Genomic DNA, 22,909 nt, shown 5'->3' with positions numbered 1-22,909 from the left:
GTCTTTGAGAATGAATAATTTTCGTTTCCTTCATGCGGCCGATCTGCATCTGGACACCCCGTTCTCCGGGATGTCCGGCGTGCCGGATCGGCTGCGCGCCTATTTAAGGGAATCTACCTTTGCGGCATTCAATCACCTTATTGAACTGGCTATCCAGGAAGAAGTTGATTTCGTCGTCATTAGCGGAGATATTTACGATGCGGCGGATTCATCTCTAAGAGCACAACTTCGATTAAGGGAAGGCTGGGATAAGCTCGGGAAGCATGGCATTCCGGTGTATTTCATTCGGGGCAATCACGATCCCTTATCCAGCAGGCGTCTGCGACTTGCTTTGCCCCCGCATGTCAAGGAGTTTGGTGCCGAGGTCGAGAGCGTGACCGCCGTCCGGCGCAGGGACGGCCAGCCTGTGGCGGTGGTGACCGGCATTTCGTACAAGACCGCAGCAGTGAACGATAATCTGTCCTTGCAATATCATCGGGAGCCGGACTCATCGCTGTATCATATTGCCCTTCTGCATGCCAATGTAGATGGTCAGGAAGGGCATGATGCATATGCGCCTTGCTCCCTGGCTGATTTGCGGGCCTCAGGATACGATTATTGGGCACTGGGCCATATTCACAAGCGGCAAATTTTGTGCGAGGCTCCGTGGGTGGTCTATCCTGGAAATATTCAGGGACGCAGTCTGAAGGAGACGGGGCCTAAAGGATGCTATATCGTTGACGTTCAGGAGAATGGCGAGGCGGAGCTGTCCTTTCAAAGACTGGAGCAGGTAGTGTGGCTAGAGGTGGGGCTCCCGATTGATGATCTGGATACAGAAGAAGCGTGGAAAACACGGGTCGAGGAACGGCTAGACGAGCTCAGGGAAGAGGAGCCGGGCAAAATCACGGTGGTCCGCCTGGTATTCACCGGGCGGGGACCGCTGCATACGTTGCTGCAATCGGAAGGTGAGACCACGGAGTTGTTGCAGGAATTGCGCCGACAAGAGAGCTTAAGGTTGACAGAACTGGACCTACATGCAGACTCGTCCTTACTACCTCAGGGAATTGTCTGGCCGGCGAGCTTGCGGGCAGAGACCGGAACTGAGCTGGACCGGGAGCAGTTGCTGTCCGAGGATAGCTTTCTAGGGGAACTGCTCAGGTTGGGGGACAAGGCATCCAGCGATGAGGAATTACTAGGTGATATTGCGGCGCAGGCCTTGGCGACCTTGGAAGGAAACCGCCAGATTCGTCGTCAGCTTAAAGAGCTTTGGACGATGGACAAGGCGGATTTGCTGCGTCGTGCCGAGGAGATGGCTGCCACCTTGCTGGCGGAAGAACCTGAAGGGAGGCTGCCATCATGAAGCTGGAGCGGATGCAGATCAGTGGCTTTGGTCGTCTGAATGGACTGGATATCGAGCTTCCGGACCAGGTGACGGTGCTGTACGGTCCAAATGAAGCGGGAAAAAGCACCTTGCTTGGCTTCGTGCGAGCCATGTTGTTTGGTATTCCATCGCGCGCGCAGACGGCGGAGCGTTATGAGCCGCTGCAGGGCGGTGTCCATGGGGGAGCGCTGACGCTTCAGTCGGAAGACGGGAGCCGCTGGATGATCGAACGTTATGCCCAACCACCAGAAGGCCGGAATTTGCCGGGGACGCGGGGAGACCGCTTGCGAATTACCCGTAGCGGCGAGGACGGGCAGGTCCGTGAGGTCACGCAGGAGCAAATGCAGAGGGAATTGCTAGGCGGTATGTCCAAGGTGATGTTCAGGCAACTGTTCGCGGTGTCGCTGACGGAGTTGCAGGAGGTTGGCGCTTTGCAGTCCGGCGAATTGAGCCGTTATTTGTTCCATGCCGGAATCGGCGGGGGTGCAGGGGTGCTGCGTGGCGAGAAGAAGCTGGTTCAGGAGATGGACAAGCTGTACCGTCCGCGTGGCCGGACGCAGGAGATCGCCCGGTTGCTTCAGGAGCTGGAGCGGCTGGAGCGCGAAGCTGAAGCAGCGAAAGCGCTGCTGCCGCGTTACAATGACGTGCTGGAGGAGTTGGAGGCCCTGGCAAAGCAGCTTGCCGACAGCGAGGTTGAGCGCAAGCGGCTAAGTCTGGAAGCGGCAAGGCTGCACAAGGCGGTGAGCGTCCGGGGCGACTGGCTGCACAGGGAGGCTATTCGGGCAGAGCTCACGGCATTGCCAGAGGTTGCTCGCTTCCCCGGACAAGGGGTGACGCGATGGCAAGCCTTGCAAGCGCAGCGGGAGCACCTGCAATTGGAGCAAAATGAATGGGCGCGGCGGCGGGAGTCACTGCTGGCGGAGCAGGCCCTGTATCTCCCGGATAAGGAGGTGCTGGCGCAGGAGTCCATACTGCGCCAACTGGCCGCTCGCCTGCCGGGGTATGAAGCCGGGCAGGCCGAGCTGGCCAAGCTGGAGGCGGAATCTGCCCAGCTTGGGGCCAGACTCGGTGAATGCCTGCGCAGCATTCACCCGGATTGGCGAACGCGGGATCTGCGCGACTTCGCCGGGACGGTTGGCGAACGGGAAAGCGTTCGCCGCTTTCTCTCCCGGTTCACGTCGTATGACCGGGAGATGGAACTGCTGCGCAGCGAGCGCTACAAGCTGGAGCGGGCGGCGGCGAGCGCGGAGGACGGCGCGGAGGCGGGCTTGGCCAAGCTGTTCGCCCGGCTGATTCGCCATCCGTACACTGCCGCTTCCGGGGCTGCCTCCCGCGCTGACGCGAAGCTGCACGGCCCGGTCAATTGGGACGAGGAGGAGCGGCAGTTGCGTCGTTTGATGGAGGAATGGCTGCTGTGGGAGCAGCGGCATGTGACCCTGGAGAGCGAAGCGGAGTTAACGCTTGGCAGGATGAAGGCCGCTAAGGATGAGTTGCAGGCCATGGAGCGTGAATTGGTCCGGCGAGAGGAAGCCTTTGGCCAGCTTGCCGGGGAATGGGAAGAGTGGCTTGCCGAGCGGCGGGTGTCTGTAAGCTTGTCACCCGAGGCAGCGCTGGAGGTGTTCCGTCTGGCCGAGCACGGCCGGGAGCTTCTGGGCCGTTATGATACTCTAACGGAGAAATGCACCGCACTTAAGGCGCAGATTGAGCAATTTGAACGGGAATGCCGTGCTATAACCTGGCCGGGAGTAATGCAGGATGAGGAAGCGGTTGACCATGATATCAAGGAATCAGGCTATGACGAGCAGCAGCCCAGCCAGCAAGGTAGCGTACCTACACATATATTGCCGCGGCTGCTAGAGCAATTGGAGCGGGAGCTTGAACACAAACGGAATTACGATCAGTTAGGAACCACCTTGCTGTCGGCGCTGGAAGAAGGTCGAAGGTTAGAGGATCGCGTGCAACAGGTGTTGCAGTTGGAGCAAGCACTCTTAACGGAAGCCGGGGTTCGTTCCGGCGAGGAGTTGCTACGTTTGGGCGCGGCTATGGAACGACGCGAGGTGCTGGAACGCGAACTGCGGCAGTCCGAGCTGTTATTGTTCGCCGGGCTGGACGAGCGCAGGTCGGCTGAACTGGAGCAATTGCTGCAAGGAGCGGATGAGACCGAACTGGCGCAGCAATGGGAAGAAGCTGAGCAAGCCTTGAAGCTGGCTGAGCGTAACGGGGAGGAGCTGCAAGAGAAGCGGGGCCGTCTGCTGCAGGAGCAGGAAAGCCTGGAGATGCGGTGCCGTCAGGAGGATTTGCAGCAGCAGCTTGCCGAGCAGCAGGCGCAATTTACGGAGTTGCTGGATCAATATGCAGTCATGGCGGTGTGCCATGAATTAATTGGTCGCACTCGCCGGGTATATGAGGAAGAACGCCAGCCCGCCGTGTTGCAGGCGGCTTCGGAATTTTTTGCCCAGATGACCGGCGGGGTGTATAAGAAAATCTTCATGAAGATAGGTAGCCAGGAACTGATGGCTGAGCATGCCGTACATGGGCCGCTGGACAGTGCCTTGTTAAGCCGGGGAACGGCCGAGCAGTTGTATTTGGCCATGCGGCTGGCTTTATCCGGAGCCGTAGCCGGGCGGAGCAGCTTGCCGCTGTTGCTGGATGACCTGTTCGTTAACTTTGATGCCGTTAGGTTGGAAGGGACGCTGTCAGTGCTGCAGGGTGTGGCGGGACGCCAGCAGATTGTCATGATGACCTGTCATGAGCATGTAGTGAGCCGGGTCCAGGCGATGATGCCTACAGCGCACATCGTCAGATTATAAGGATAATAGGTCATTTTAGTCAGGGCCGCGAGGGCCTCCGATACAGGCCAAGCATCAGCGCCCAGAACAGGCTGAATAGACCGAATACGGGATACAGTACGGTGAGCAGGGAACTGAAGCCGAACTGACTGGTCATATAACAGATGCACAAGATGGTTACGGAGATCAGCATGGGAGGAACTTTGATGCGTTGCTGTAATTGCAGGGTGACGCCGTATACATCGGCAACAAAGGTACTGAATATTTCCATAAAAATCAGCAGCACATAAATAAGCTGAATGGTTGTTCCAAGCTGCTGCGCAATGCTGCCCATAGGAATTTCGTATTGGACGATTCCTGGCATATAAGCCGATAAAGCAAAATGGCCCGCCATCAGCATAAAGCCGACACCGGCTCCTCCAAGCGCCCCGCCAAGGACAATGACCCGGCGGTTCTCGGTGTGGCTTCCGATGGGAACAAGCACCGCCTGGGCCATCGACAGGTTGAAGGCCGAATACATGAGTGGTGCGGCCCATGCTGCTACCATGGTACTATCGGTATCCAGCGTCAGAAACCGGGTTGCCCCCGGTGAGCCGGCTGTATTGAAGATAATGGCCAGGGAGAGGAGCAACATCATCGGCACCACGACGGAATTAAGCTGAAGGACTCCCTGAATGCCTCTGCCCAGCAGCAAGTAGGTACAAATCAGCGTAATCCACAGGCCTGTCTGATAATGAAGCCCCAAATGCTCCATGAAGACGGAGCCGGCCCCGGCCAGCATCACGCTATTGACACCGATCAAGACAATAAGAGTGAACAGGCTTAGCGTCCTGCCGATGCGTTCGCCAAACAGTTTGCGGTTCAAGTCCTCGTAGGATACAGCCTTGATGTCGCGGGCGAGCAGCATCATTTTCGTACCCAGCCAGATGAACAAGACCGTGGAGAGCATGATGGTCAATACTCCCCATTTGCCGTATCGGGTGAAAAATTGCAGGATCTCTTGTCCCGTCGCAAAGCCTGCTCCAACGACGGTGCCAATATAAGTGAATGCAATTTGCAAAATTTTCACGGCATTTTTCATGGTTTTCCCCCCGGCTCTTGTGCTATATATAGTACAAGGTATGTTGTCCAGGAACGGGACATGACTTAAAACCTGTAGCGATAGCTGAACAAGCCAGCCGTAGGACATGAAATACGCTTGTCACGCTGACTTGGCTGAGCTTTCGCTATAGAAAAATGATCTTTGGAGGAAAAGGTATGGAGCTATTAAAACAAAAGATCGTCCAGCAAGGCGTCATTGTTTCGGACCAGGTACTGAAATTGGACGGATTGATTAATCATCAGGTAGACCCTGAACTTACGATGCAAATGGGCAAAGAGTTTGCCAAGCGCTTTGCCGACAGCGGCGTTACCCGAGTCATTACGGTGGAGTCGTCAGGGATCGCCGTGGCATTTGCAACGGCTTATGAATTAGGTGTGCCACTGGTTTTTGCCCGGCGGAAGAAGACGCTGCTGGCAGAGGCGGACATGCTATGCGAGCGGGTCCCTTCATTCACCAAGGGTATTGTTACGGACATTCTGGTGTCACGAGAATTTATTGCGGAGACTGACAAGGTGCTGTTCATCGACGATATCATCGCCAATGGCGATGCTGCACGAGGGCTGATCAAGATTATTAGCCGTGCTGGCGCCGAGTTGGTGGGAGCAGGCATAATTGTAGAGAAATGTTTTCAATCCGGAGCCCAGGCGATTCGGGATCAGGGAATTCGCTTGGAAACTTTGGCGCGTATTGCTTCGCTGGAGGGCGGACAAATTACGTTTGCCGATTGAGCAACAGGGAGTAAAGGAAAAACCGCCAATTTACGGTTAATCCTTTGCAGGCCTGCGTTTTTTCGCTATAATGGGGATTACTAGGGAGAGGAGGCTTAAAGAATGGGGAAAGAATTATCGGTAGATGCAGCGTTTTTTCTGACGAAATTGTCCGAGGCAAAGATTACGTTTGAACGTGCTCTGGATTGTAAACATACGGAGTTTGATGACCTTTATCCCTATATGCTTGAACATCCCCAGTTTTTCTGGTACAAACGCTATGTCGCATGGTCGGAATTATTAACGATAGCAGGGCTGTGCCAAGAGCTTGATGTACCCTGGAAGGAAGAGTTCAGTCCGCAACAGGTGGGGTATCTGGAGCAACGAGTGATGTCGGCCAAGGTGCTTGATTTCTGGTTTGAGACTAATGATAGCAAGGAACATGCTTCGCGTTAACACTACCTCTAGTGTGGTCAAGTAAATAGCAGTATAGGAAGACTCCGCCTGGTCTGACCATCGGAGTCTTTTGATTGGATAGTTGGGAGGTAACGTTCCATGATTTCGGACGAGCAGTTGGATCAGTATCGATTGTCCGGCGAGAAGGTGCGGGTGGTGCGTGATGGCATCGAGAGTAATGATATTCGGGGCGTAGTCGTAGCCTGGGATGATACTCATGTGCTGATTCGCAGACCGAACCGCAACGTAGTTAAGCTGGATCGTAATTATATTTACCAGCCTTCTAGGGAGCCCCGGGCTTCTATGGAAGGTCTGAACGAATAAATTGGCGTAAGCAGAATTATGCCGAAGTGAGCAGGGAGTCTCCAATAGGGAGGCTCCCTTTGCTATGTGCGCCTGGCTCTGGACCGCGTAGGGGTTTCCCCGCTGCCGCTCAGGTAAGCTCGCATTCGCTCGGATACCTCCTGCTGAAGCGCAGACCAGAAGATGTTCATCTTGCCATGGAAGCCCCGGCAGCGATACTCCGCCCGAATACCGTGCTCATCCTGACTAATTCGATAAATTTCGATGTTCCGTTGCCGGAATTGACCGTGGATTTCCGCCAGTACAACGGATGCCCGGCTCTCCCCGTGGCGAATAAAATCAACATAGACATCCGGACTTTTGAGCACCCCACTTTGCTCCAGGACCCGAGCATCCCGTTGAAATATGCGCTGTAAGCATTCAAGCAACAGTGCACTCTTGATTAAGGCCAAATCATCTTCGTGTAGACCGGGAACGGCCATGCATCAACACCCCTTAAAATGCGAACTTATGTTCTTATCATACTCCTGTTTTGCTGTATTTATCAAGGGGATGGCTTATGGAATAAGCTGGATGCGGCGGCTTGCGAACGTGGTTAACGCTCCCGGATAAATTTGCTGCGGAAGCCGGTTGGAGATAACCCCTCTTTCCGCGAGAAGCAGGAAGAGAAGTGGGAGACGTGGTGGAAGCCAACCTCCTCCGCGATGCGGGCAACGGACCAGGAGGTCTGTAGCAGTAACCGCTTGGCCTGCTCGATTCGATAATTTTGCAGATAAGCGATAGGTGTCATTCCATAGGCCTTGAGCATACTTTTGGCCAAATAATTCGGGTGATAGTTCAGTTCATCTCTAAGTAGGGAATTCGTAATGTTACGGGTGTAATTGTGGCGGATGAAGAGCTCGATTTGTTCGGCTAATTGAATGGCCGTGGCATCGGAAGGAGAGGCCAGATCACGGTCGAGATGCTGGAGAAAGCGTTGAAAGGAGGCCTGTCTGTTCCAGTTACGCAACGATTGCGGTTCATGCTCCTGGGCGAAGAACAAATCGAGTACCTCCATGGCCTTGGGAGCGATTATCCTGTGCTTGGGAAGGAAGATCGAGCAGACATCGGCATGATTTACGAAGGCTTTCTGCTTATGATTTTCAATCAATTGGGCTTGTCCTTCCAGACAATCATCCATCGAATGGCATTCGTTCCAACTGCCGAAGGTCTGGAAATGAATCCAGATGATCTTTGTCTCCTCCTGGCAGGGAGCGGCGCCATAATGATGTCCATCGGGACGCAGAATTAGAAATTCCCCTTCATGCACCTCCCAGCACTGACCGTCCTCCGCCACGGGAAGCATGCCCTTGATCACAACAATCAGGTCGAACACGCCGATACAGTTGCGGTTAATATGGTGGTCACCTTCATCGTAAGAAGCATGACCGCAATCCACGAAATAGGGAATGGGCGGAGAAATGAAATGCAAGATGGATGAGTTCACAGGTTACCCTCCAAGCAGGTTGAAATTATTAAAAATCAGGTTGTAAACCTCCGTTTTTTATTAGAATACAACATGCTTTAATGTAATTAAAGCGCTTACTCCAATGTTGAGAAAATATAATTGGGGTGAACGCGGCATTTAGAAGTCAAGGAGGAGAACTTGATGAAGAAGGCTTTGATGGGTGCAATGGTTTTGATGCTGATTATGGTCATGGGGCTCAGCGGCTGCGGAGGAGCAAATACAGATAATCCATCCTCGTCGGGGACGGAGCCGAAGCAAAATGAAGGTAACGCCGCGAAGACAGACGGCAATGGTACTGCCACGGGTGGCGAAGCACAGAAGGTAGTCTTCTGGACGTTTGTAGATGCGCATCAACGGTTCTATGAGAGTATGGCGGACAGTTGGAATAAGGCTTACCCGGATAAGGCCATTGAGCTTGAAGCGACGACGATTCCCTATGATGATATGCATACCAAGCTTCTGGTTGCCTTGCAGTCGGGCGTGGGAGCACCAGATCTCGTGGATATCGAGCAGAGCAAGTTCCCGAACTTTATGAAAGGCACGCCACAGCTTGTTTCTCTGAACGACATTGTCGAGCCTGAGCTAGGTAATATCGTCAAATCCAGAGTGGAGATTTACAGCAAAGAGGATACGTACTATGGGATTGACTATCATGTTGGAGCCACGGTGATGTATTACAACAAGGAGATTCTGGATGCGGCCGGAGTTAATCCGGATGATATTACAACTTGGGCTGATTTTGAGAGTGCAGGGAAGCAAGTGCTTGCAAGCACAGGCAAGCCGATGATTACGTTTGAAGGCAACGGGAACTGGTCCTGGTGGCCTGCGATCAGCCAGCAGGGTTCCGATCAGGTGGATGCCGATGGGAATGTCACGATTGATACCTCGGTCAATGTCAAGACGATGGAGTTCTTTCAGAAGCTGGTGAAGGAAGGAGTCGCTGCGGTAGCTCCCGGTGCTGGCCATGATACAGAGGAATATTTCGGTTATATGAATTCCGGGAGCGCGGCTTCCGTCTTTATGCCCTTCTGGTTCATGAACCGCTTCACCGATCATATCCCTGACCTATCAGGCAAAATCATTATTCGTCCAATGCCCGCCTGGGAGGAAGGTGGCAACCGTTCGGCAGGCATGGGCGGCACGGCCACATCGATTACGAATCAGGCCAACAATCCGGAGCTGATGAAGGAGTTCCTGACCTACGCCAAGTTGTCCAAAGAAGGCAACTTGCAAGTATGGAAGCAGCTTGGATTTGATCCGATTCGGACCGATGTGTGGAGCGATCCGGCCATGAAGGAATCCAACAAATTTACGGATTATTTCGGGGATGATATTTTCGATACACTGCTTAGCGTGAAGGATGAAATTGCACCGGTGCATATTCGTGAGCGATCACCGGAAGTATTTGATGCCGTTCGCAACAAAGCGATGCCAGAAATTTTCATTAATATGAAGGAGCCGGCTCAGGTGTTGAAGGAAGTTCAGAGCAGCTTGAAATAGAGGAGCAGGAGGCTGATCATGCAGCTAGAAAGAGAGCTGAATCCGGGGAAGATACGGAAGGAGCCACGTAAAAAATGGGGCAATTCGCAGAAAATTGCCCCTTACGTATTCGTATTTCCGTTCCTTCTGTCGTTTGTGCTGTTTTTTGCCTATCCGCTAGTTAGTGCCGGGGTGATGAGCTTTCAGGAGGTGCTGCCCGGAGAGGTATCATTTGTAGGACTGGACAATTACAAAGCTTTATGGAATGAGGACTTCGGGGCGGCATTATACAACAGCAGCCGATATACTTTGTGGACGTTGCTGCTGCTCATTCCTGTCCCCATGCTGCTGGCCGTGCTTTTAAATTCCAAGAGAATGGTGTTCAGTCATTTTTTCAGATCCACACTGTTTATCCCAGCTTTGACCTCGGTTGTGGTAGCAGGGGTCATCTTTCGATTGATCTTTGGAGAATTGGATGGAGCGCTATTAAACACAATACTCCATTGGTTTGGCCTTCCCAGCCAGAAATGGCTGTATAGCTCCAGCTTGGGTATGGTGGCGTTGGTAGTATTAGCTGGCTGGCGGTGGATGGGCATCAATGTACTTTATTTTCTCTCGGCCTTGCAGAGCATTCCCGGTGAATTAGTTGAGGCGGCCCAGATCGATGGAGCGGGCAAGCTGAGAAGACTATGGAGCATCACGGTCCCCCTGTTAAAGCCGATCACTATTTACGTGGTGACGATTACAATCTATGGCGGCTATGCCATGTTTACCGAGAGCTATATGCTCTGGGCGGGGAAGCCATCGCCTCAAAATATCGGGTTGACGATGGTTGGTTATATTTATCAGCAAGGTTTTCAGTATTTTAATCTTGGCTTCGGCTCCGCCATTGGCCTGACCCTGTTAGCCATTACCCTTATCGTCAGCATGGTGCAATTGGCCTTGACCGGCATGTTCAGGAAGGAGGAGTAGGCATATGCAGTTATGGGCTGGTAAAAAACGCCGAATCACCGCTTCTTCCCTAGCTATGCTGCTGTTCTTTGTCCTGCTGGCGATCTTGATGCTCTTTCCGCTCTATGCGTTATTCCTGGCTTCGCTCAAGCCAGCCACCGAGTTGTTCAGATATGGCCTGAACGTACGACTGGATGTTCCTCTGATGAGTCTCGATAACTATAAGACCATCTTCATGGGTGAAGGAGCCGCAGCGAACTATTTCGGCTGGTATAAGAACAGTCTCATCATTACGTTGCTATTCACCTTGCTGAGTCTCTTGTTATCCTCTATGGTTGGCTATGGACTTGGCATGTATCGGTTCAAAGGGCGGGCGCTGATCTTCACGCTGGTTCTGGTCGTTATGATGATTCCCGTGGAGATCATTCTATTGCCACTGTACAAGCTGACCATCACGCTCAAGCTGATTAATACAGTCTGGGGAGTGATTTTGCCCTTCGTGGTAGCACCATTGCCGATTTTCTTCTTCCGTCAATTTGTCCTGGGGCTACCGAAGGATTTCATGGATGCAGGGAGAATGGATGGCTGCTCGGAGTATGGCATTTATTTTCGTATCATGGTGCCACTGATGGCGCCAGCGTTTGGTGCTATTACGATCCTGCAGGCCATGAATAGCTGGAACAACTTTCTCTGGCCGTTAATTGTACTACGAACGACGGAGCAATTTACGCTTCCCATCGGGCTGGCTTCCTTCGTTACGCCGCTAGGGAATAATTACGAAGCGCTAATCTCAGGGGCTGTAATGGCGATATTGCCTATTCTGGTGCTATTTCTGTTCTTCCAGCGGTATTTTATTGAGGGCTTAACGGTTGGCGGGGTAAAAGGGTGATGTGCCTTAAAGTTAATCTCTAGTTGTACTTTCCTGAAATTTATGGTAATGTATATTTCGTTGCCGCATTTCTTGATGATGGTGACAACGAAATATGCGGTCGTGGCGGAATTGGCAGACGCGCACGGTTCAGGTCCGTGTGGGCTAACCCCCGTGGAGGTTCGAGTCCTCTCGACCGCATCAGAAAGCTCCTGGATTTCCTCTTATGGGAATTCAGGAGCTTTTTTTATGAAAAAAACAGACTTATTTCTTAAAAAAATGATATCAAGCTTTGCTAAACCCTGTGTTACTGTAAGATTAGCAGGGCTGTAACATGATGAGATGATTGAATAGTGGCTTGAAGCAAGGGGGGCATATACATGAGGGTGTTATTGGCGGATGACGAACCCGTTATATTACGTGGATTGAAAAAACTTATTTCCTGGGATGAGTTGGGGTTACATATTGTGGGTGAAGCTCAAGACGGGTATGAATTGAGACAATTAATTCCGGAATGCAGTCCGGATCTGATCATCAGCGATATCAGCATGCCTGGCTTAAGCGGGATTGATATTATCAAGGAGCTTCATGAGCAAGGACGCCCGATCAAAGTCATATTTATAAGCGCTTATCAGGAATTTGCATATGCCCAGCAAGCTGTACAATACGGGGCGCTGGACTATCTGGTCAAGCCGGTGAGCAAGCCCCATTTGGAGTCGGTCTTAAGACGGGCAGTGGATATGATTCGTGAGGAGAACGAAGAAGAACGTACCAAGGAAAGGCTTGATCATTATGAGCGTAAGCATCGCACGGTAACGATCAGCGAATACCTGGATAGTCTGATGGACGGAGATCAACGAGCGGCCAATGAACTCACCCGTATGGGAGCAGTCCCCCTAAGTCGCTATACGAGCATCTGTCTCATAGAGATTGATGATGAAATGGGCGGGGAATCCCACTGGGCAGAACGTGAACGGAAGCTGGTTCATTTTGCGTTAAATAATATTATGAAGGAAACCCTCGATAGCTGTGATAACTGTCTGATGTTTGTGAAGGACGGACGTTATGGCATCCTGGTTCAGTTCGAACACCCGGAAGAACCGAGACGGCTCATCGGCAACTTGCATGAACAAATAACCTCATTTCTGAAGCTGAAGTTATCGGCAGGAATCGGGCAAACGGTGTCCGGGATTGAGCTCGCTGATGCATCTTACCGGAGTGCCTTGAAAGCGCTACAATCGAAATATTTTACCGGCCTTAATCAAATTATCAACGCTGAGGAATTGGAACAAGGAGCGGTAACGGATGAAATACCCGTGATATCGGAATTACAGGAGGAGATCATCAAGGCGTTGTGCTCGCAGAATAAGAAGCTGCTTGAGGAAATGACGGACCGCCTTCGGAGAGGTGTGATTCGTCAGGCTAAAGGCAATAAGGTACTAGCCGTCACCAGTATGTACAATACTGTGCTGGCTCTGGAGCAGGAGCTTACCCAGTTTGGCATCCCGTCTCGATTCTCGCGCAGAGCAGAAAGCTCACTTCTGGACAGACTGACCAGTCATGCTACCTTTGCGGGTGCCATGGACGAACTTATAGCTATCATTCAGCACATGTTCGAGCAACTAAACGGGAAGCTGGCCAACAAGGAGGTGGCTGAATTAACCAAGGTGAAAGCTTATATCGCAGAGCACTTTGCCGAAAATATCACTTTAGAATCGATAGCCGCCATCATTTATATGAATCCCTATTATTTTAGCAGCTTCTTCAAGAAGCATACGGGAAAAAATTTCAAGCAAGTGCTGACGGAGGAGCGGATGAAGCACGCTATCGGGCTTCTGCTCACTACGGATCTGATGATTTATGAAATTGCCGAAGCCGTTGGCTATAACAACGCCAGACATTTCAGTGATATGTTCAAGAAGCTGTACGGCAAGCTCCCCCAAGAATACCGACAGTCTGCGAGAGCGGAACAGGGGGCGGAATGATGGGCTTCCGCAGGAAAAAATTCAATAGTATTTTTGTCAAATTTGCAGGCTCCTTTATTCTGGTAGGACTTATTCCCCTGTTCACCTTAAGCCTCTTCTCCGTCAATACCTTTACAAAATATGTAGAGCGGTATACGACCGGGAATTTGCAGCAGATGGTAACCTATATGAGCTATAATCTGAATTCGACCTTTAATGAATATAACGAGCTTTCCAAGCTGATGTACACCGGTAAATACGAAACCTTCGTAGAAAGCTATAACCAGAACCAATTACATAATGTCAATGAGCTGGAGCAGATCAACAATATTCCGATTCACACCTTCTTGAAAACACTTCTGTACAGTGACAATTATATCAGCAGCGTGTATTTTGTTCGGGCAGAGGATGACAAGGTTTACGATCAGGAAAGGTTTAACAGAGGGCTGGATGAAGAATTGCTGCCTTATGAGCAATGGATAGCACAGATGCGTCTTGCGCCATCGAAGGTGGCTCTCTTCCCGACGCATTCCGATGCCTACTACTTATCCTCGAACCGCAGGGTATTTACGATTGGCCGAAATCTGATTGATATCTCGGGGAAAGTGACGGCTGAGCCGAGGATTGCCGGGACACTGTTTATCGATGTGGACGCCAAGCTGTTTGAGCAGTTCTTCAAAGAGCTTAACCTTCAGGAACAGGATCAATTATACCTGCTCGATGGCAACGGCAACGTCTATTTCTCTAATCAAGGAGAAGCTTATTCCTCCGGGGGGGCGGATATATTGGAGAGTGATCACGGGATGCTCGTCATCTCTGAGCCCATTCCGTTCCTGAACGGAAGTCTTACCGCACGAATTTATCGGGCCTCCTTATTTCAGCAATTGCTGTCGGTTCGCATGACGGTATTTATAGCTATTACGTTGTGTGCGCTAGCGCTTATTGTAACGGGGGCCTTGTTCTCAAGAAGATTGTCTGCACCGATTCTGACACTAATGAGGCAAATGAACAAGGTGGAGTCGGGGAATCTCAATAGTCATGTGGAAGTACGCAGTAATGACGAGTTAGGCAGACTTAGCCACAGCTTCAACCGGATGGTCGATCGATTGAAGGCTTACATTGATGAAGCTTATGTAGCGCAGCTCAAGCAGAAGCAATCTGAACTGAATGCGCTAAAAAGTCAGATAAGGCCGCACTTCTTGTACAATACGCTTGAGGTTATCCGGATGAGTGCAGTAGATAAGGACGACCATGAAGTCGCCGACATGATATTAGCCTTGTCTAATCAACTCAAGTATGTGATTGACTATGGTGATGAGAAGGTGAGCATCCACAGGGAATTGGATAATATCAAAGATTATTTCTATATTATTTCAGTTCGCTATGATCAACGATTTGATTTGCATTGTCATGTGGCGCAAGACGTTGATATCAACTGGCCTATTCTGAAGCTGTCTCTGCAACCGATTGTGGAAAATGCCATTCATCACGGATTACGTCAGCAAGGACGAGGCTCTGTCGGAATTACAGTGGAGCGATATGAGCGGGATTTGGTAATCACGGTGTATGACGATGGGGCAGGAATGGGGGCAGATATGCTTGCCAGACTGAATGCGACGTTAAACGATCCTCAGGCTGTCAGCAAAAATATCGGGCTCAAAAATGTACACGAACGAATTAAATCGGTCTTTGGCGATGCATACGGAATCGTAATTAATAGCCGCGAGCATATCGGAACCTCGATTGTACTTACTTTTCCCTTGATAGCTGAAGTCTTGGAGGAACGGACGGGTGATTAAGTCTCGTCCATGCTTTTATCTTAAAAATGACGCATATGCCTCTAAAAAAACTTCATTCCGCTCAAAGTAGGCAAATGCTAACCTTGAATTAAGGAAGCGGTTTCATAAAAGCGGTGATGCGCACATCGTAGTTGTTACCGGTTCAAAGTCAAAGGGAGGTTACTTCATTGATATCTAGAAAAAAATGGATGAGATTTTCTGCCTTGATCCTCGGGGCTTCACTGGTACTGAGTGCCTGCGGTGGAGGGAGCTCCAATGCAAATAACGCTGCTAATGCTCCTACCTCGGGAGGCAACACGGCTCCTTCACAACAAGAGGATAAGCAGCCCGTCAGCTTCACGATTGGGTATGCTACCGGCGATCCAGCTACAAAAAAAGCTATCGCAGATACGATTCAACGATTTACGGAGAAAAATTCGCATATTACGATCAAAGATTACAGTGAAACATCATCGGCCTCTTACCTGGACTGGTTAAAAACGAAGGATGCGGTTGGCGAATTCCCCGACCTCGTGGAGATGCGGGATACGGAAGTATTTGCAGATGCAGGTAAAATCGTGGAATTACCCTCCGATTTGATAGAGCTGTTCAACGATCCGCCAAAGGTGGAAGGTAAAGTGTGGAATGCCCCCATGCAGGTCAACTCGCCGCAGGGAATTATATATAGCAAGAAGGCTTACGAGGCAGCGGGTGTAACCGAGCTTCCAACAACGTATGACGAATTCCTGGAGATTCAGGAGAAGCTGAAGGCCAGTGGCATTTCACCGCTGGTGGTCGGCGGCAAGGATATTTTCCACATGGGCTTCTGGGTGAATAAATTCCTGGTAGACCAGGTTTATGCGGATGATCCGGACTGGAACTCCAAGCGTACGGCGCAGGAAGTGAGCTTCACGGATGCCAATGTGGTGCAAGCCATGACCGATTATAAAGAGCTGTTCCAGAACTATGTCGATAAGGGCTGGCTAAGTACCGGGGATAATCAAACGGCCTCGTTCCTGGTTACCGAGAAGGCGGCCCAGTTGTTCTCAGGAACGTGGATGTTTACGCAAATCGCGGAAGCCGACCCTAACTTCGAATTTGGGTTCTACGCTATTCCTGACCGGGAAGGCAAGTTAAATGTCATCGGTCTGCCGTCTCCGGCGGGCTGGTCTATCTCGACAGAAGCCTCTAAGGATGCGGGCAAGCAGGAAGCCATTAAGGAGTTTATTCGCTTCTTCTTTGAACCCGAGAATTACTCCCTGTATCTGGCTAGCATCAATGCTATTCCTTCCACGAAAGAGGCCGTCACTTATGAATCAAGTGAGCAAATGCAAGTCGTGCTTGAATTGATGGCTGATCCGAATGTCAACAAATCCTTGGCGATTAATAACTGGTGGGGAGAGAACCAAATTCCGCCGCAGTTCCGCAACTGGTACTACAAGCTGTTGCAGGAGTTGGTCGTGACGGATGGCGACGTTCTGGATTATATGAAGCAAGCGGATACGGAATACGACAATCAAGTGAAAGTCAACGCGATGTAAGAAGCACCATCATACCGCAGGAACCTCCTTCGGGGGTTCCTTTTCTATGAAGGTAAGTGGTTCAAAGGAGGGAGACAACCATGAGCGCACCGGTCGTTCAGTCGGCAAAGGCGTATACTTCGCTGAGAAAGAAGAAAAAATGGCCGACTTATGCACTGTTCTTTATATTGCCGGCATTTATCCTATATACTTTGTTCGTTATTGTCCCGACACTGGGTAGCGTCTATTACAGCTTCACATCCTGGGATGGAATTAGCTCTGATGTACGTTTTATTGGACTGGCTAACTTTGTGGAAATCTGGAATAGTCCACGTGTCCGTAATGCGTTGCAAAATACGTTGGTTCTAACGATCAGCCTGGTCATTTTGGAGAATATTCTGGCTATTTTGCTGGCGATGCTGGTCGATAAAGTGCGGTGGTTTAGCAAACTATTTCGCAGTCTCTTTTACTTCCCCACCTTGCTTAGCGGCATTGTCATGGGCTTCGTCTGGGCGATGATGCTCAATTACAATTTTGGTGTGGTGAACGGGATACTATCCAAGATGGGCCTGGAAGCCATCACGGTGGATTGGCTGGGAGATCCCAGGTATGCACTGCTCTCCATTCTCTTGTCTACCGTGTGGAAGGGAGCAGGCTATTACATGATTATCTATCTGGCTGGCTTGCAGGGGATTCCACAGGAATTAAATGAAGCGGCCAGCATAGATGGTGCAAGCAGTCTGCAGCAATTCCGTCATATCACGTTTCCTCTATTGGCTGGTTCGGTGACGGTATGCATGGTCTTATCCATGATTAGTGCACTCAAAATATTTGACCAGATTGCCGTAATGACGGACGGAGGTCCTGGCTTTGAGACGGAGACCCTGACTTATCTGATCTATAAGGTTGGATTCGGCGAGCTTCGACAAGGCTTTGGTACAGCTTTGGCGATGGTCCTATTCTTTATCATTTTAATCATTACGGTGTTCCAAGTGAAAGTTCTCCAGAAAAGGGAGGTGGAGATGTAATGTCACTGAGAACACGCAAGACGGTTGGGGATATCCTGATCTTTGCAGTCACATTGATCCTGGGCATTCTGTTTTTCTTCCCTATTTTCTTTAACATCATGTCGGCCTTCAAAAGTAATGCGGAGATTATGAGGGATGCCGTGGCTTTGCCAACATCACTTTATCTGGAGAGCTTTAAGTATCTGCTCACAGAAACAAACTATCCACAGGCGATTGGTAACAGCATTATTCTAACCGTGGTCTCGATTGTCGGTCAGGTCATCATTATTCCGATGGCAGGTTATGCCATTCAGCGCAGAAACACCAAATGGACCCGATTGATCTTTCTGTACTTTCTGGCAGGGATGATGATTCCGTTCCAAGCCTATATGATTCCCCTCTTCAAAGAGCTCAAATTGTTGGGCCTTTACGGGAGTCTATTAGGTCCTATTCTGATTTATGTTGCTGGTTCTGTTGGCTTTGGCAGTTTGCTGTATACCAGTTTTGTGAAGGGAATTCCTGTGGAGATTGAGGAAGCCGCGCAGATTGACGGGTGCTCGCGGGTGCGCATTTTCTGGGGCATCGTCTTCCCTCTGCTGGGGCCGGTGACAGCGAGTATGGTCGTCCTGAACGGCCTCGGTATCTGGAATGATTTTCTGATGCCCATGCTCGTCCTGCCGTCTGGTGAACCCAAGACGATGGTCGTTGAAATCTATCGTTATATCGGCGAGTTCTCCTCAAGATGGGATATGATTTTTGCCGGGACTACGATGTCTGTTGTTCCTGTACTCCTTGCTTTTATATTTTTGCAGAAGTATTTTGTCAAAGGTCTGGCTTCCGGAGCAACGAAGGGATAAGAATATGTTCACTTAATTCAGGAGGAAAGGCTGTGAACTTCTTTGTTAAATGCTACACAGCAGCAGTGGTTAGACGAGGTAATTGTCAGGCTAACCGCCAAGATGGAGCAGGTCAGCGAACGCTCGCGAGATAAAATTCCTTATACCACGGTGAATGGCGTGCATGATGATCGGGCGAAGGTGAACCCGTCAGGCGATGTAGCCGACGGTATTTGCTGGTGGACGAACGGTTTCTGGGGCGGCATGTTATGGCTGATGTATCAGGCCACCGGTCAGGAGAGATACAAGGAGATTGCCGAAAGTTCGGAAGTCAAGCTGGATCAATGCTTCGTGGAATACTACGGTCTCCATCATGATGTTGGCTTCATGTGGCTTCCCACGAGCGTAGCCAACTACAAAGTCACTGGGAATCCGGAATCCCGCAAGCGGGCGCTGCATGCAGCCAATTTGCTGGCGGGTCGGTTCAATGTGGCTGGCAGCTTCATTCGGGCCTGGAATGATCTGGGGGAAGGGGATACGAGGGGCTGGGCGATCATCGACTGCATGCTCAATATTCCGCTATTATACTGGGCGACGGAAGAAACGGGCGACCCTCGTTATACGCAAATTGCCATGAAGCATGCGGACACTTCCATGACGGCTTTCGTTCGTCCGGATGGCTCGGTACATCATATCGTCGAGTTTGATCCTTTTAACGGAGGGGTGGTCCGGGCACACGGCGGGCAAGGCTTCGGCGAGGGGTCCTCCTGGACCCGCGGTCAAGCCTGGGCTCTCTATGGCTTCATGATGAGCTATCTCCATACGGGGAAGGACGCTTATTTGCAGACCGCCAAGCGAGTCGCCCATTATTTCATGGCGCATATCCCCGAGGACGGGATTATCCCTGTTGATTTTCGACAGCCGGAAGATCCCGCTCTGGCAGATGATACAGCCGCAGCCATTGCGGCATGTGGTCTGATTGAGATTGCCAAGGCTGTAGGCGGGTATGAAAGCCGATCCTATATCTCCGCAGCGCTGAAGCTATTGAGCACGCTGGACCAATCACGCATTGATTGGTCAGAGGATACCGATCATTTTCTCCTGTATGGAACGGGCGCCTATCATTCCAGGAGCCATCATCATGCCATTATCTACGGTGACTTTTATTTTATGGAAGCCATCTTCAAATTAAAGGGCAACGACCTTCATATATGGTAAACACAGAACAGGGAGAAGGGGACCTCATCATGAGTATGATTAAGAATCCGATTCTAAGGGGCTTTAATCCTGATCCATCCATCATTCGCGTGGAGGATGATTATTATATTGCCACCTCAACCTTTGAATGGTTCCCTGGGGTGCAAATTCATCATTCGAGGGACCTGGTTCATTGGGAATTGATTACTCGCCCATTAAACCGGGTGTCTCAACTGGATCTTCGTGGTGTGGGGGCTTCCCAAGGAGTCTGGGCACCCTGCTTGACCTTCCATGACGGCCTCTATTATTTACTCTATACGGTTGTGAATTCGTTCTATGTCAATATGTACGATACACCGAACTTCCTTGTAACAGCGACGGATATCCGCGGCGAATGGTCAGAACCTGTTTATTTGCATAGCTACGGATTTGACCCATCCTTATTCCATGACGATGATGGGCGTAAATATATAGTCAGTATGGTTACGGATCATCGGGTCATGAAGCGCTACAAGGGTCATCTCGTTCTTCAGGAGTATTCGCAGCAGGAGCAACGTGTCATCGGCGAGCCTGTCACTATTTATGCCAGTGCTGATATTTATTTGGAAGGTCCCCATATCTATAAGCGCAACGGGTATTATTACTTGCTCGCGGCAGATACGGGGACAGGGGAGGGCCATGGACAATCCATCTTGAGGTCGAAGGATTTATTTGGACCTTATGAAGCCTATCCGGGCAATTCGCTAATGACATCCAGGGATCATCCTGAGCTGCTCTTGCAAAAATCCGGACATGGTGACCTTGTAGAAACGCAAGAAGGTGAATGGTATATGGTTCATCTCTGCGGACGGGCACTGGAGAACCGCACGGAAAAGGGAGAGCGCAAGTATACTTTGGGGCGGGAAACGGCACTCCAAAAGGTGGAATGGACCACAGACGGCTGGCTTCGCTTGTCGAATGGTACCCTGTTGCCGGATGTGGAAGTAGAGGGCCCGGGGCTTTCGCTTCAACCTTTTCCCAAACGTCCCTACCGAGATGACTTTGACAGTGAAATCCTGGATATACAATTTCAGTCCCTGCGTGTGCCGCTGGATGCAACGTTTTATTCATTAGCGGAGCGGAAGGGCTACCTGCGACTTTATGGCAGGGACGGGCTCGGCTCGAAATACAGGCAAAGTCTGATTGCCCGGCGTTGGCAGGAGTTCAAATTCACCGCTACCACCTGCCTGGAGTTCACCCCGACGAGCTTCAAGCATCTGGCCGGTCTGATTTGCCTTTACGATACTCAGAATTACTATTATTTACACGTGACCCATGACGAAGAAATAGGCCGTTGTATTAGTATTCTATCTGCAGTTAACAATCGGTACGTTGTACCTGCTGGCTATATTGCTCTCCCTGATGAAGCCCAGCGAATCTGGCTGCGTGTGGAGGTGGATCATGATCAGCTTCAGTTCGCTTATTCCACAGAAGGCGAGCAGGCGTTCCAGCCGATCGGGCCTGTGCTGGATGCCAGTACCTTGTCTGATGAAGCTTGCCATGAAGGGTGGTTCACTGGTGCCTTCGTTGGCTTGTGCTGCCAGGACCTGACGGGCTTCCGCAAGTCGGCTGACTTTGATTATTTTGAGTATGTTGAAGCGCCAGGTATATAAATTTAGAAGAGCTCTTGAGCTTCCTGCCTGGGAAGAATTTAAGAGCTCTTTGTTGTGGAGGGCACCCAATTACTTAAGAGTAGTCAAGACAACGGATGGTTCATTTCAGGACTAAGGTTATTTAGCGTTCTATAGGTGGAGCGTCCGAGATGCAAGGGAATCTCAAGCTTGGTAAGGTCAGGTAAGCCATTCTCCAGGAAATATTTATCTTCCCTGTACCGTTGCAGAACTTCACCCACGATCCATTCCTGATCTCCGTAGGTGGTAATATCCAGTGTCCGGCATTCGTAGGCGAAGTAGGCCTCCTTCAGAATAGGAATATCGGCTTTCAGTCCTTGTTCATATTCAATATTGAATTCCTTGAACTTATCCATATCGCGTCCACTGTAGGTCCCCACCGCTTGAATGATTTCTGAGTAACGGGCAGGAAGAAAATGCACACCAAATACGCCACTTTGCTCAATTAACGAATAGGTGTAGGTGCCTTTGCCAACAGATATACCATAAATACCTGGCGATGAGCCGATATAAGTATGCCAGCCCGAGGCCATCATATTTTGCTTACCCTCATGACGAGCGGTAACGAGGGCAATCATTCCTGGGTAGGTGTACCATAGTTCTTGATCAGTCGGTTGTCGCAAACTGCCTCACTCCTTGTAGGTCATTCTTTCATGTTAATGAACAACAATTCAATATTGTGTTCATGTCTATTATATGTAATGATTAGTCATCTTCAATGCTCAATAGAGTGCGATTTGTATATTACTAAACAGTTCTTCAGACATTGTCTATTAATAATAGGCATTGATTCAATAATGGACGATTGTTTATAATTTAAATTATAAATTAGGAAAACAGGTGGCTGGTGAGATGGCAAAAATAGATCGAAGGGTCGTCAGGACGCAACAAGCCTTGAAGACGGCTATCGTAGAATTGATGTCGGAGAAGAGCTTTGATGACATTACCCTTCAGGATTTATCGGATCGGGCCAATGTCAGCCGTGGGACGATTTATCTGCATTACCTGGATAAATACGATTTGCTGGACAAGCTGATCGAATCCCATATTCATGAGATGAGAGAAAGCTGCCGGGCCAGCTTAGACTTGGGCTTTATCGAAGGAACTCTCGTTTGGACGGAGTATCTGGATAATAACAGCAGCTTCTTTTCCATGATGCTCGATAGTAAAGGCGCTCCCTTTTTTCGTGATCGTTTTGCCGAGTTTCTTAGCGAGGAATTTCAGAACGATGTCGACGTGACCCGGGGCAAAAATAAGGGATTATCGAAGGACCTTACCGTCACCTTCATTATCTCGGCCTATATCGGCGTGATTGAATGGTGGTTCAAGGAGAATAAGCCGATCACTTATCAGGGGCTAGCGCAGCAGCTTGGAACTTTATTGCAAAGAGTGTATGAGTAAGACAAGACGTTCGA

Annotated in this window: 20 protein-coding genes and 1 tRNA gene; 17 read left to right on the top strand and 4 right to left on the bottom strand. The window is 50.3% G+C overall.

The features are described 5' to 3' along the window. Window positions 1–10: 10 nt before the first annotated feature. Both BN3279_RS22580 and BN3279_RS22575 read left to right on the top strand, forming a co-directional pair. Complete coding sequence (locus BN3279_RS22580) at window positions 11–1,339, top strand: metallophosphoesterase family protein (protein ID WP_059054171.1); 1,329 nt, start codon at window positions 11–13, stop codon at window positions 1,337–1,339. Then, window positions 1,336–4,170, top strand: a complete 2,835-nt coding sequence (locus BN3279_RS22575; RefSeq protein WP_059054169.1) for an AAA family ATPase — start codon at window positions 1,336–1,338, stop codon at window positions 4,168–4,170. Before BN3279_RS22580 ends, BN3279_RS22575 begins: the two co-directional genes overlap by 4 nt. A gap of 19 nt (window positions 4,171–4,189) precedes the next feature. Here BN3279_RS22575 and BN3279_RS22570 read toward each other — a convergent pair whose 3' ends face one another. Next, window positions 4,190–5,230, bottom strand: coding sequence for a YkvI family membrane protein (locus BN3279_RS22570; protein WP_059054167.1), 1,041 nt, complete (start codon window positions 5,228–5,230; stop codon window positions 4,190–4,192). Window positions 5,231–5,406: 176 nt separating this feature from the next. On the opposite strand from BN3279_RS22570, the gene BN3279_RS22565 reads away from it, so the two are divergent. The 3 genes from BN3279_RS22565 to BN3279_RS22555 all read left to right on the top strand — a co-directional run bounded on the left by BN3279_RS22565 (window position 5,407) and on the right by BN3279_RS22555 (window position 6,738). After that, window positions 5,407–5,979: a xanthine phosphoribosyltransferase gene (locus BN3279_RS22565; protein ID WP_059054165.1), complete on the top strand. Its 573-nt coding sequence runs from the start codon at window positions 5,407–5,409 to the stop codon at window positions 5,977–5,979. A 102-nt stretch (window positions 5,980–6,081) separates the two neighbouring features. Next, entirely contained in the window at window positions 6,082–6,414 is a 333-nt protein-coding gene (locus BN3279_RS22560) for a hypothetical protein (protein WP_059054163.1), read from the top strand. A gap of 99 nt (window positions 6,415–6,513) precedes the next feature. Further along, window positions 6,514–6,738, top strand: coding sequence for a hypothetical protein (locus BN3279_RS22555; protein ID WP_059054161.1), 225 nt, complete (start codon window positions 6,514–6,516; stop codon window positions 6,736–6,738). Window positions 6,739–6,800: 62 nt separating this feature from the next. On the opposite strand, the gene BN3279_RS22550 is transcribed toward BN3279_RS22555, so the two are convergent. Beyond that, the gene (locus BN3279_RS22550) at window positions 6,801–7,199 is read right to left on the bottom strand and encodes a YhjD family protein (RefSeq protein ID WP_059054160.1); all 399 of its coding nucleotides are present in this window, start codon (window positions 7,197–7,199) and stop codon (window positions 6,801–6,803) included. A gap of 113 nt (window positions 7,200–7,312) precedes the next feature. Continuing rightward, window positions 7,313–8,203: an AraC family transcriptional regulator gene (locus BN3279_RS22545; RefSeq protein ID WP_059054158.1), complete on the bottom strand. Its 891-nt coding sequence runs from the start codon at window positions 8,201–8,203 to the stop codon at window positions 7,313–7,315. A 162-nt stretch (window positions 8,204–8,365) separates the two neighbouring features. On the opposite strand from BN3279_RS22545, the gene BN3279_RS22540 reads away from it, so the two are divergent. From BN3279_RS22540 to BN3279_RS22490, 11 genes are all read left to right on the top strand, one after another. Continuing rightward, on the top strand, window positions 8,366–9,724 hold the full coding sequence (locus tag BN3279_RS22540; RefSeq protein ID WP_059054156.1) for an ABC transporter substrate-binding protein: 1,359 nt from the start codon (window positions 8,366–8,368) through the stop codon (window positions 9,722–9,724). A gap of 18 nt (window positions 9,725–9,742) precedes the next feature. Further along, a complete protein-coding gene (locus tag BN3279_RS22535; protein ID WP_059054154.1) occupies window positions 9,743–10,675 on the top strand; it encodes a carbohydrate ABC transporter permease in 933 nt (310 codons plus the stop codon). A 55-nt stretch (window positions 10,676–10,730) separates the two neighbouring features. After that, window positions 10,731–11,543 carry a carbohydrate ABC transporter permease gene (locus tag BN3279_RS22530; RefSeq protein ID WP_392396890.1) on the top strand — a complete coding sequence of 271 codons (813 nt, stop codon included), beginning with the start codon at window positions 10,731–10,733 and terminating at the stop codon, window positions 11,541–11,543. A 96-nt stretch (window positions 11,544–11,639) separates the two neighbouring features. Then, window positions 11,640–11,723 (top strand) — tRNA-Leu (locus BN3279_RS22525). Between the two features lie 179 nt (window positions 11,724–11,902). Next, window positions 11,903–13,507 carry a response regulator transcription factor gene (locus tag BN3279_RS22520; protein WP_059054151.1) on the top strand — a complete coding sequence of 535 codons (1,605 nt, stop codon included), beginning with the start codon at window positions 11,903–11,905 and terminating at the stop codon, window positions 13,505–13,507. Continuing rightward, window positions 13,507–15,285, top strand: a complete 1,779-nt coding sequence (locus BN3279_RS22515) for a sensor histidine kinase (protein WP_059054150.1) — start codon at window positions 13,507–13,509, stop codon at window positions 15,283–15,285. The genes BN3279_RS22520 and BN3279_RS22515 overlap by 1 nt, the downstream gene beginning before the upstream one ends. Window positions 15,286–15,455: 170 nt before the next feature. Next, window positions 15,456–16,805: an ABC transporter substrate-binding protein gene (locus tag BN3279_RS22510; protein WP_059054667.1), complete on the top strand. Its 1,350-nt coding sequence runs from the start codon at window positions 15,456–15,458 to the stop codon at window positions 16,803–16,805. A gap of 80 nt (window positions 16,806–16,885) precedes the next feature. Then, on the top strand, window positions 16,886–17,812 hold the full coding sequence (locus BN3279_RS22505) for a carbohydrate ABC transporter permease (RefSeq protein WP_059054148.1): 927 nt from the start codon (window positions 16,886–16,888) through the stop codon (window positions 17,810–17,812). Further along, window positions 17,812–18,648 (top strand): carbohydrate ABC transporter permease, encoded by an 837-nt coding sequence (locus BN3279_RS22500; protein ID WP_187377834.1) that lies wholly within the window; start codon window positions 17,812–17,814, stop codon window positions 18,646–18,648. The genes BN3279_RS22505 and BN3279_RS22500 overlap by 1 nt, the downstream gene beginning before the upstream one ends. Before the next feature lie 42 nt (window positions 18,649–18,690). Further along, entirely contained in the window at window positions 18,691–19,845 is a 1,155-nt protein-coding gene (locus tag BN3279_RS22495; RefSeq protein WP_059054146.1) for a glycoside hydrolase family 88 protein, read from the top strand. 29 nt (window positions 19,846–19,874) lie between these two features. Then, window positions 19,875–21,476: a glycoside hydrolase family 43 protein gene (locus BN3279_RS22490; protein ID WP_059054144.1), complete on the top strand. Its 1,602-nt coding sequence runs from the start codon at window positions 19,875–19,877 to the stop codon at window positions 21,474–21,476. 83 nt (window positions 21,477–21,559) lie between these two features. Here BN3279_RS22490 and BN3279_RS22485 read toward each other — a convergent pair whose 3' ends face one another. Beyond that, on the bottom strand, window positions 21,560–22,117 hold the full coding sequence (locus BN3279_RS22485; protein ID WP_059054143.1) for a flavin reductase family protein: 558 nt from the start codon (window positions 22,115–22,117) through the stop codon (window positions 21,560–21,562). Window positions 22,118–22,346: 229 nt separating this feature from the next. On the opposite strand from BN3279_RS22485, the gene BN3279_RS22480 reads away from it, so the two are divergent. Then, a complete protein-coding gene (locus BN3279_RS22480) occupies window positions 22,347–22,895 on the top strand; it encodes a TetR/AcrR family transcriptional regulator (protein ID WP_059054141.1) in 549 nt (182 codons plus the stop codon). The last annotated feature ends 14 nt before the right edge of the window (window positions 22,896–22,909 follow it).

Origin of the sequence: Paenibacillus senegalimassiliensis (assembly GCF_001486585.1) — a bacterium.
Taxonomy (GTDB): domain Bacteria; phylum Bacillota; class Bacilli; order Paenibacillales; family Paenibacillaceae; genus Fontibacillus; species Fontibacillus senegalimassiliensis.
The sequence above is the reverse complement of the archived record's forward strand: the minus strand, read 5'-3'. Positions and strand labels throughout refer to the sequence as shown.

What these genes read in the sequence shown, in the direction of transcription:
- BN3279_RS22560 (WP_059054163.1), top strand. Translation starts at nt 6,082, where the DNA reads ATGGGGAAAGAATTATCGGTAGATGCAGCGTTTTTTCTGACGAAATTG.
- BN3279_RS22565 (WP_059054165.1), top strand. Translation starts at nt 5,407, where the DNA reads ATGGAGCTATTAAAACAAAAGATCGTCCAGCAAGGCGTCATTGTTTCG.
- BN3279_RS22580 (WP_059054171.1), top strand. Translation starts at nt 11, where the DNA reads ATGAATAATTTTCGTTTCCTTCATGCGGCCGATCTGCATCTGGACACC.
- BN3279_RS22490 (WP_059054144.1), top strand. Translation starts at nt 19,875, where the DNA reads ATGAGTATGATTAAGAATCCGATTCTAAGGGGCTTTAATCCTGATCCA.
- BN3279_RS22520 (WP_059054151.1), top strand. Translation starts at nt 11,903, where the DNA reads ATGAGGGTGTTATTGGCGGATGACGAACCCGTTATATTACGTGGATTG.
- BN3279_RS22515 (WP_059054150.1), top strand. Translation starts at nt 13,507, where the DNA reads ATGGGCTTCCGCAGGAAAAAATTCAATAGTATTTTTGTCAAATTTGCA.
- BN3279_RS22540 (WP_059054156.1), top strand. Translation starts at nt 8,366, where the DNA reads ATGAAGAAGGCTTTGATGGGTGCAATGGTTTTGATGCTGATTATGGTC.
- BN3279_RS22480 (WP_059054141.1), top strand. Translation starts at nt 22,347, where the DNA reads ATGGCAAAAATAGATCGAAGGGTCGTCAGGACGCAACAAGCCTTGAAG.
- BN3279_RS22575 (WP_059054169.1), top strand. Translation starts at nt 1,336, where the DNA reads ATGAAGCTGGAGCGGATGCAGATCAGTGGCTTTGGTCGTCTGAATGGA.
- BN3279_RS22535 (WP_059054154.1), top strand. Translation starts at nt 9,743, where the DNA reads ATGCAGCTAGAAAGAGAGCTGAATCCGGGGAAGATACGGAAGGAGCCA.
- BN3279_RS22500 (WP_187377834.1), top strand. Translation starts at nt 17,812, where the DNA reads ATGTCACTGAGAACACGCAAGACGGTTGGGGATATCCTGATCTTTGCA.
- BN3279_RS22530 (WP_392396890.1), top strand. Translation starts at nt 10,731, where the DNA reads ATGCTGCTGTTCTTTGTCCTGCTGGCGATCTTGATGCTCTTTCCGCTC.
- BN3279_RS22555 (WP_059054161.1), top strand. Translation starts at nt 6,514, where the DNA reads ATGATTTCGGACGAGCAGTTGGATCAGTATCGATTGTCCGGCGAGAAG.
- BN3279_RS22550 (WP_059054160.1), bottom strand. Translation starts at nt 7,199, where the DNA reads ATGGCCGTTCCCGGTCTACACGAAGATGATTTGGCCTTAATCAAGAGT.
- BN3279_RS22505 (WP_059054148.1), top strand. Translation starts at nt 16,886, where the DNA reads ATGAGCGCACCGGTCGTTCAGTCGGCAAAGGCGTATACTTCGCTGAGA.
- BN3279_RS22570 (WP_059054167.1), bottom strand. Translation starts at nt 5,230, where the DNA reads ATGAAAAATGCCGTGAAAATTTTGCAAATTGCATTCACTTATATTGGC.